This is a genomic window from Citreimonas salinaria, assembly GCF_900107235.1.
Taxonomy (GTDB): domain Bacteria; phylum Pseudomonadota; class Alphaproteobacteria; order Rhodobacterales; family Rhodobacteraceae; genus Citreimonas; species Citreimonas salinaria.
Map to the genome: position 1 here is coordinate 1 of NZ_FNPF01000056.1, position 2,135 is coordinate 2,135.

A 2,135-nucleotide genomic window follows, 5' to 3' on the forward strand; every position below is an offset into this window, starting at 1 on the left:
TGCCGCAGGACCTGCCGGTGGACATACCGGAAAGCGCGACGCAGACCATCCTGACCATCGTCGCGACCAGCATGCTTACCGTGGCGACCTTCGCCTTGGCGACGATGGTCACCGCATTCTTCGGCGCCTCCCAGACGACCACGCCGCGCGTCGTGCGCCTGATATCCCAAGACCGCGCCGCACAGGCGCCGATCTCGATCTTCATCGGGGCGTTCATGTTCAGCATCGTCGGCATCATCGCCCTTTCAAGCGGATTCTTCACCGCCTCGGGCCGCCTGATCCTGTTCAGCGTCACACTCCTCGTCGTGATCCTGGTGGTCGGCGCGCTCATTCGCTGGATCAGCAAGATCTCGTCCATAGGACAGGTCGGCGAAACTATCCAGCGGATGGAACTGACCACGTCTGCCGCCTTCCGCGAGATCGCCGAACGACCGTTGTTCGGCTGCCGGCAAAGCACCCGCGCGGCGGATCACGGACGCCCGTTGCACGCGACCCGGCTGGGCTTCGTCCAAAATATCGAAACCGGCCGCCTTCAGAAGGTCGCCGAGACGCACGATCTTTTCATACATGTGGTCGCCCGGCCCGGTGCTTACGTGACAGCGGCGCGGCCGCTTGTGCTCGTGTCGGGCACGATTGACGAAGACGCCGTTAACGGCATCCGCGAAGCCATCGTGCTTGGCCGCGAGCGGACCTTCGACCACGATCCGCGCTTCGGCCTCATCGTGCTGAACGAGATCGCCGCGCGCGCGCTGTCTACCGGGGTGAACGATCCGGGCACCGCCATCAACGTCATCCAGACGGATGTTCGCATCCTGTCGGAATGGTTCGCGCGAATGGAGCAGACGCACCCCGAACCCGGACATGACCGGGTGTCGATGGTCGCTATTTCGCCCCAGGACATCTTGGACGATGCGTTCCGGCCGATCGCCCGGGACGGTGCCGGCACGATCGAGGTCTGCGTGAAGCTGTTCGAGGCGCTCGAAACGATACAGGTCGTCGCTCCGGACGGGTTCCGCGCGCCGGTCGACCGCTTTGCGGAGGAGCTGATGGAGCGCGCCCGCGCGGCGATGTCCCACCCGGCGGATATCGAGGTCGTGGAGCAGGCTGCAAGCCGCGTGACCGGCGGCGGCGGCGCGCAGCAACGCTGATCAGGCGTCCGCTACGGGCGTGGGATCGTTTCCCGCGCCCTGATCGTTGACCAGCATGAGCCTGAACACGAACCCCTCCGCGTCGCCTCTCAACGTTGTCCGAAGGGGCACGGGAAAGCCCCTGCTCCTGTTGCACGGCCTGGGCGGCAACATCGCTTCGTGGGGCGATCTGATCGACGCCCTGGCGACGACGAACGCGGTCATCGCCGTGGACCTTCCGGGACACGGCGCCTCGCCCGTGACGCCAGACGCCGGCACGTTCCGGGGCATCGCCGACGCGATCGCAGACTTCATCCACGCCGAGGAGATCGTCGGAATCGATTGCGTCGGCCACTCGGTCGGCGGGCGGGTTGCGCTGGAAATGGCGCGTCGCGACCTTGTCGGGGCGACGGTCGCGCTGGCGCCGGGCGGGTTCTGGAGCGCCGGGGAAAGCCGGTTCCTGAAGGTGTCGCTGCTGGCCAGCGGCCGGTTCGCGCGGCTGTCCCGCCCGGCCTTGCCGACGCTGACGCGCCACGCCGCCGGCCGCGCGGCGCTTCTGGCCCAGATCTCGGCCCGACCGGCGCAGGTCCCACCCGAGATGGCGCTGCGCGAGCTTCGGTCTTTCGCGGCGACCCCCACCTTCGATGCACTGACGCGCGATCTGGCCGACGGGCCCGTTCAAAAGGGCACCGAGAAGACGCGCGGCCCCGTCACGATCGTCTGGGGGCGCAAGGACCGCCTGCTGCTGCCGCGGCAGGCCGGCCGGGCGGCCGCAGCGTTTCCCCAGGCGCGACTGCACTGGATCGCAGATGCCGGCCACTACATCCCTTGGGACGCGCCGGACGAGACGCTAAGCCTGATCCGGCAGGAGATCGGGCCGCAAGAGGTCGAGCCGGAACGCGGTGCGCGCACCTGAAATTGCTCGCCGAAGGCGCATGGGACAGTCTTGAATTTCGCCACTGCTGTGAGCCGTATTGGAACAAGGGGGGAGCCAGCCAGTTTGACCCG

The 2,135-nt window shown here is 67.4% G+C and carries 2 protein-coding genes; both read left to right on the forward strand.

The features are described from left to right. A partial coding sequence (locus BLW27_RS20500) for a DUF2254 domain-containing protein (RefSeq protein WP_089886593.1) occupies positions 1 to 1,148 on the forward strand: 1,148 nt, incomplete at its 5' end. Between the two features lie 55 nt (positions 1,149 to 1,203). Continuing rightward, a complete protein-coding gene (locus BLW27_RS20505) occupies positions 1,204 to 2,043 on the forward strand; it encodes an alpha/beta fold hydrolase (protein WP_089886595.1) in 840 nt (279 codons plus the stop codon). The last annotated feature ends 92 nt before the right edge of the window (positions 2,044 to 2,135 follow it).

Coding starts and splice junctions, on each gene's coding strand:
- BLW27_RS20505 (WP_089886595.1), top strand. CDS start 1,204: ATGAGCCTGAACACGAACCCCTCCGCGTCGCCTCTCAACGTTGTCCGA.